Origin of the sequence: Pseudomonas sp. 18.1.10 (assembly GCF_024655625.1) — a bacterium.
Taxonomy (GTDB): Bacteria; Pseudomonadota; Gammaproteobacteria; order Pseudomonadales; family Pseudomonadaceae; genus Aquipseudomonas.
Map to the genome: position 1 here is coordinate 21,980 of NZ_JANLGL010000069.1, position 6,466 is coordinate 28,445.

The window sequence follows — 6,466 nt, forward strand, 5'->3', positions numbered from 1 at the left end:
CGGTAACTCCAAACTTTTATTGCGAACAAACGGCTCCCCCGCGCTCTCTGGGGAGCGCGTGGGGAGACACACAGGTTTCAGGATTTAGCGGGCGAACTCGGCGACGGGGCTGGCGCCGCGCAGCGCGGGATCGGTAGCCGGCTTGAAGTGCTTCACATCCAGCAGCGCCGGGTTTTTCAGCCAGAAGATCAGCGAGGTACTGGCCAGCAGCACCAGGATCATCCCCGGCAAACCGCCGAGGTTGGAGAGCATCTTCACCCCGTCGATGCCGATAAACGAGACCATCACCCACGACACCGTGCCGATGATTACGCCCCAGACAATCTTCAGCATCGGGTTGCCGTCGAGGTCGGAATCGGCGGTCACGCCCTTGCTGCACAGGTTGGCGATCACGTCGGTGCTGGAGTCTGCGGCGGTGACAAACGAGATGAAGGCGACGAACAGCAGGAACGCGATCATCAATCCGCTGGCCGGCAGTTGCTGGAACATCTGGTACAGCACGTGCTCCACGCCCTGCTCGTTGAGCACGCGGTTGAGGCTGCCATCGCCGAGCGCATCGAAGTACAGGCTGGTGCCAGAGAAGATGCAGATCCACACCGCCGTAAACAACGCCGGGAACAGCATGTTGATATGGATGAACTCACGCACGGTGTAGCCACGGCCGATCTTGCCGAGGAACAGCGCACTCACCGGCGCCCAGGCAAACCACACCGACCAGTAGAACACCGTCCAGCTCTGCGGCCAGGTGTCGCCACTGGCAGCACCGGTGAACAGGCTGCGGCTGAAGAAGGTGTCGAGGTACACGCCGAGGGATTCGACGCCGAGGCTGAACATGTACAGGGTTGGCCCGCACAGCAGCACGAACAAGCCGAGGGCGAGCATGATCCAGGTGTTGAACGAGGACAGCATCACGATGCCTTTTTGCAGGCCGCTGGCGGCCGAGGCGACAAAGGTGATGACGATGATTGCGATGATGATCGCCAAGCGGAACGGCGTGGTTTCGCCGCCGATGTATTGGCTCAGGCCTCCGGCCAGGGTCAGTGCGCCCGTGCCCAGGGACGAGGCCATGCCGGCGACCAGGGCGAACATCGCCAAGGTGTCGATCAGCCCGGCGTAGCGCTTGACCCGCGCCGCGCCCAGCAAGGGTTCGAGCATCGCGCCAATCGAGAAGTTGCTGCGGCGGTTGTAGAACACCAGCGCAAATACGAGGGACGGCACCAGGTAGATGGCGTACGGGGTGATGGTCCAGTGCAGGAACATGGTGGACATCGCAAAGCTTTTCGCCGCCGCGCTACCCGCTTCGATCGGCAGGCTAGTGGGCGGGCCGTACAGGTGGTAGAGCGGTTCGGCGGTGGTCCAGAACAACACACCGACCGCCAGCGTGGTGCACAGCGCCACCATGAACCAGCGCCATTTGCTCAGCAGGGGCTGGGCGTCCTCGCCGCCGATGCGCACTTTGCCCAGTGCCGAGAAGTACACGATGGCGGTCAACACCACCATGGCAAACGAGCCGGCGCTGAACAGCCAGGAGAAGTTTTTCAGGATCAGATTGTTGAGCTGTTTGCTCACCGCAAGGAACGCATTCAGGTCGATATAGCTGGCGATCACCGCCGCCAGCAGAATCAGGAAAGTTGGCCAGAACACCAACGGACGTAGTGGATATTTCATGGAGTGCCGTTCCCCTTGCAGACTATTTTTTTATCGCCTTGAAAGGCCATTGTTAGAGAGCGGGCACCGCAGCGTCCTGCTGCCGGTAGCTCACCTGGAAGTCTTCGCGTGGCTATAGATAACCGTTTAAGCGGCAAGGGGCGCAATCGACCAATGTGCATGGGGGTATTCCCTCAGGTCATGACGCACCAGCACAGTTCAGCCGGTGTAGGCAGTGCACAACGGCAAGGCAGCAAGAGGAAAAATCGCAGACGAAAAAAAGCCCGCTCAATGAGCGGGCTTTCTTGTGGTGACCTGGCGTTCAGTGTTCCAGATTACCGAATATGGCGCAGCGGACGGGACTCGAACCCGCGACCCCCGGCGTGACAGGCCGGTATTCTAACCGACTGAACTACCGCTGCGCGTAACACTTGAAGCGAATGGTGGGTGATGACGGGATCGAACCGCCGACCCTCTGCTTGTAAGGCAGATGCTCTCCCAGCTGAGCTAATCACCCTTCGTTTCGGTGTGGGCGCATCTTACACCAAAAATCCGCAATGTCTTGTTTTATATGCAATTTATTTGAAATATTTTTCAGCAGGCGGCGCAAACCCCGTAAATACGGGCTTTTCACCCCGCAAACGCGAGTCTATTGCGTTTACCCGACACTTGGCCGCACAATTAAAAACCATTCTCAATAACGCCTGAGCCACGCCTATGTCTGTGGGTGAACCGCCCTTCCAACGGGAAATAACCGCGCTCTACAGTGAGCATCACGGCTGGCTGCTGGCGTGGCTGCGGCGCAAATTGGGCTGCCGGCAGAACGCGGCAGACCTGGCGCAAGACACGTTCGCGCGCATCCTCAACGCCCGCGAGTCGGTGGCAAGCATTCGCGAACCGCGGGCGTACCTGAGCACCACGGCGCGGCGCTTGCTGATCGACCAGGCCCGGCGCAAGCAGATCGAAAGCGCCTACCTGCAAGAGTTGGCGCTGACGGTGGACGCCCTTGAAGGCTTCCAGTCGCCGGAGCAGATCCACACCACCCTCGAAGCCCTGGAACAGATCGCGTTTATCCTCGAAGGCATGCACGCCTATTCGCGCGAGGCCTTCGTGCTGTATTACCTCGAAGAACTGACCCAACAACAGATCGCCCGCCAGCTCAAGCTGTCGGAACGCACCGTGCGCAAGTACCTGATCCAGGCGCTTGTGCATTGCGGCCACAGCCTGGACACCTGATCGCCCATGCACGACGCCCGCCAACAGATCGAAGAACAAGCCGCCGAATGGCTGCTGCGCCTGCACGAAGGTGAGCTGAGCGAAGCCCAGCGCCTGGCGTTCGAATGCTGGAAGCAACAAGGCCCGCACTACGCCGCAGCCGCCGCGCGCATGGAAGAAGTGATAACGCGCATGCAGGCCCTGCGCGGTAAAAAAGCACCGGCGCGGGCCGCCTTGAACGCCGCGTTTGCCCAGCAGAAATCCCACCGTCGCAAGCGCGCCGTACGCGCCCTGCTGCTGGCGTGCAGCCTGGCGATTCCGGCCGCGGCGCTGCTCATCAGCCCGTATCCGCAACAATGGATGGCCGATGTGCGCAATGGCCCTGGGCAGTGGCAAACCCTGCAATTGGCGGACGGCTCGACATTGACCCTCAACGGCATCAGCGCGGCGAACCTGCATTTCGACGCCAGACAGCGCCGCATCGAATTGCTGCAGGGCGAGATCCTCGTGGACGTGGCCCACGACAACACGCGGCCATTTATCGTGCAGACCGCCCAAGGCACCTTGCGCGCACTGGGCACGCGATTTGTGGTCAAGCGTGAGGGCGATGTCACCGTGCTGAGCATGTTGCAGTCCCGCGTGGCGGCACAAAGCGCCAATGCCCAGCAGACCGTGGAAGTCGATGCCGGCTCCCGGGCGCTGGTCAGCAGCCACAGCGTGCAGCTGACCGGCAGCATCGACCCCGCCAGCATCAACGAAGCCTGGCGCCGCCATCAGTTGGTGGTGGAAAACCGGCCATTGCCCGAAGTGCTGGATGAGATCTCCCGCCATCGAACCGGGCGAGTGCAATTCGATCGTGCGGCGCTGCAAAGCCTGCGCGTCTCGGCCGTCATCCCCTTGGACGACAGCAATCATGCCCTGCAATTGCTCGCGCAAACCCTACCGATCAAAGTCAGAAGTTTTACCCCTTGGCTGATCCTCGTGGACCCAGACGACACACCCAATAAATAATTATTCGCATTTGCTTCCGGTTTTCTCGCAGTTGCCCGTCAAGAGAGGTAATTCGACACGTAAAGGATTGCCTTCACCATGCACACCCCTTCCTACCCGCGTGGGCGCTTTGGCCTACTGAAACTCGCGCCACTGTCCCTGGCCATGCTCACCGCCACGGCGCTGAGCATCAGCCCGGCGCACGCGGACAGCGTCAACGTGGCCGCCCAGGCCTACGACATCCCGGCCGGGCCGCTGGGCAGCTCGCTCAACCGCTTTGCGCAACAAGCCGGCGTGGCCATCGTGTTCCAGTCCCACGAACTGGAAGGTCTCAATGGCCCTGGCCTCAAGGGCAGCTTCGGCATCCAGGACGGTTTCGACCGATTGCTGCTGGGCAGCGGTTATCGCGCGGTAAAAGGTGACCAGGTCTACGCCCTGCAACCGGCGCCCATCGCCAGCGATGGCAGCATGGAACTGAGCCCGACCCAAGTCAGCGCCACCCAACTGGGCAATATCACCGAAGGCACAGGTTCCTACACACCTGGCACCCTCGCGACCTCGACCCGCATGGTGCTGACGCCCAAGGAAACCCCGCAATCGGTCTCGGTGGTCACCCGCCAGCACATGGATGATTTCGGCCTGACCAATGTGGACGACGTGATGCGCCACACGCCCGGCATCACCGTGTCGGCCTTCGACACCGAGCGCAGCAACTATTACGCGCGCGGCTTCTCGATCAATAACTTCCAGTACGACGGCATCCCTTCCACTGCGCGCAATGTCGCCTATTCGGCGGGCAACACCCTGAGCGACATGGCGATCTACGACCGCGTCGAAGTGCTCAAGGGCGCCACCGGCCTGCTCACTGGCGCCGGTTCCCTGGGGGCGACCATCAATCTGGTGCGCAAGAAACCCACCGCCGATTTCCAGGGCCACGCCACCCTCGGCGCGGGCTCGTGGGACAACTACCGCAGTGAACTGGACGTCAGCGGCCCGCTGACCGACAGCGGCAACGTGCGTGGACGGGCGGTGGCGGCCTACCAAGACAAGCATTCGTTCATGGACCACTACTCGCGCAAGAGCCCGACGTACTACGGCATCATGGAGTTCGACCTGTCGCCTGACACCCTGCTGACCGTAGGCGGCGATTACCAGGACACGTTGCCAAGAGGCTCGTCCTGGTCGGGCAGCTTTCCGCTCATCAACTCCCAGGGCAATCGCAACAGCGTCAAGCGCTCGTTCAACGACGCCGCCGAGTGGAGCAGCTGGGAGCAATACACCCGCACCGTGTTTGCCATGCTCGAACATGACCTGGGCAATGGCTGGGTGAGCAAGCTACAACTGGACCACAAGATCAACGGCTACCACGCCTTGATGGGCTCGATCCAGGGCGACCAGCCGCAGCCGGATGGCACCGCGCAACTGACCTCGGGCAAATACACCGGGGAAACCGTCAGCGACTCCGCCGACCTGTATGTCAGCGGCCCGTTCAGCCTCGGCGGGCGTGAACATGAACTGGTGCTGGGCGGCTCGATCAGCGCCTCGGAGTGGAAAGGCAAGGGCTATTGGAACCTCGACCCCAATATCGTCGACTTCAACAACTGGCACGGCCACGCAACGATGCCGGACTGGGGCCAGGCGCAGTCACTGATCGACGACACCGTGCGCCAGACCGGCGCGTACGCGACCACACGCCTGAATCTCGCCGACGACCTCAAGGTGTTGCTCGGCGCACGCCTGGTCAACTATCAGGTTACCGGCTACAACCCCAGCTATCGCGAGTCCGGGCGCGTGGTGCCGTATGTTGGCGCAGTCTATGACCTGAATGACACCTACGCGTTGTACGCCAGCTACACCGATATCTTCATGCCGCAGGAAAACTACAACCGCGACCGCGACAACAAGCTGCTGGAACCGGATGAAGGCCAGAACTGGGAGCTGGGGGTCAAGGCCGACTATCTCGACGGCCGGGTGAATGCCAGCGCCGCCTACTTTGAAATCCACGAATCCAACCGTGCGCTGTCCGACGACGCGTACAACAACCTCAAGCCCACGCCAAACAATTATGCCTATAAGAGCAGCAAGGCGGTGACCAAGGGTTATGAAGTGGAGATGTCCGGCGAGATCGCCCCTGGCTGGCAGCTGCAGGCCGGCTACACCCACAAGATTGTGCGCGACGACAAGGGTGTGAAGATCTCCACCTTCGAGCCGGAAGACCAGGTCAAGCTGTACACCACTTACAAACTCAAGGGCAACCTGGACAAGTTGACCGTCGGCGGCGGCGTGCGCTGGCAGAGCGTGGGTTGGCAGGACATCTACAACAGCCCGCGTGGCGGCTATGAGGAATTTTCCCAAGAGGCGTATTGGCTGGTGGACCTGATGAGCAAATATCAGATCAGCAAAAACCTGTCGGCGACGTTGAACCTCAACAATATCTTCGACAAGAGCTACTACACCAATATCGGCTTCTATAACTCCGCTGCCTACGGTGAGCCACGCAACGTCATGGTGACCACCCGCTGGGATTTCTAAACGCATACAGACTATGTGGCGAGGGAGCTTGCTCCCGCTGGGCTGCGTAGCGGCCCCAAAATCTTGGGAGCGCTGCGCACTC

General features: G+C 61.0%; 4 protein-coding genes and 2 tRNA genes. 3 read left to right on the top strand and 3 right to left on the bottom strand.

Annotation, left to right across the window (positions count from 1 at the left end):
* Positions 1-84: 84 nt before the first annotated feature.
* The 3 genes from NUV89_RS14105 to NUV89_RS14115 form a co-directional block, all read right to left on the bottom strand.
* The gene (locus NUV89_RS14105; protein WP_257781796.1) at positions 85-1,668 is read right to left on the bottom strand and encodes a BCCT family transporter; all 1,584 of its coding nucleotides are present in this window, start codon (positions 1,666-1,668) and stop codon (positions 85-87) included.
* Positions 1,669-1,992: 324 nt separating this feature from the next.
* Positions 1,993-2,069 (bottom strand) — tRNA-Asp (locus NUV89_RS14110).
* 19 nt (positions 2,070-2,088) lie between these two features.
* A tRNA-Val gene (locus NUV89_RS14115) sits at positions 2,089-2,164 on the bottom strand.
* A 200-nt stretch (positions 2,165-2,364) separates the two neighbouring features.
* Here NUV89_RS14115 and NUV89_RS14120 point away from each other — a divergent pair.
* The 3 genes from NUV89_RS14120 (at position 2,365) to NUV89_RS14130 (ending at position 6,384) form a co-directional block, all read left to right on the top strand.
* Positions 2,365-2,883, top strand: a complete 519-nt coding sequence (locus NUV89_RS14120; RefSeq protein ID WP_257781797.1) for a sigma-70 family RNA polymerase sigma factor — start codon at positions 2,365-2,367, stop codon at positions 2,881-2,883.
* Positions 2,884-2,889: 6 nt separating this feature from the next.
* On the top strand, positions 2,890-3,873 hold the full coding sequence (locus NUV89_RS14125; protein ID WP_257781798.1) for a FecR family protein: 984 nt from the start codon (positions 2,890-2,892) through the stop codon (positions 3,871-3,873).
* A 78-nt stretch (positions 3,874-3,951) separates the two neighbouring features.
* Positions 3,952-6,384, top strand: coding sequence for a TonB-dependent siderophore receptor (locus NUV89_RS14130; RefSeq protein WP_257781799.1), 2,433 nt, complete (start codon positions 3,952-3,954; stop codon positions 6,382-6,384).
* Positions 6,385-6,466 lie beyond the last annotated feature (82 nt).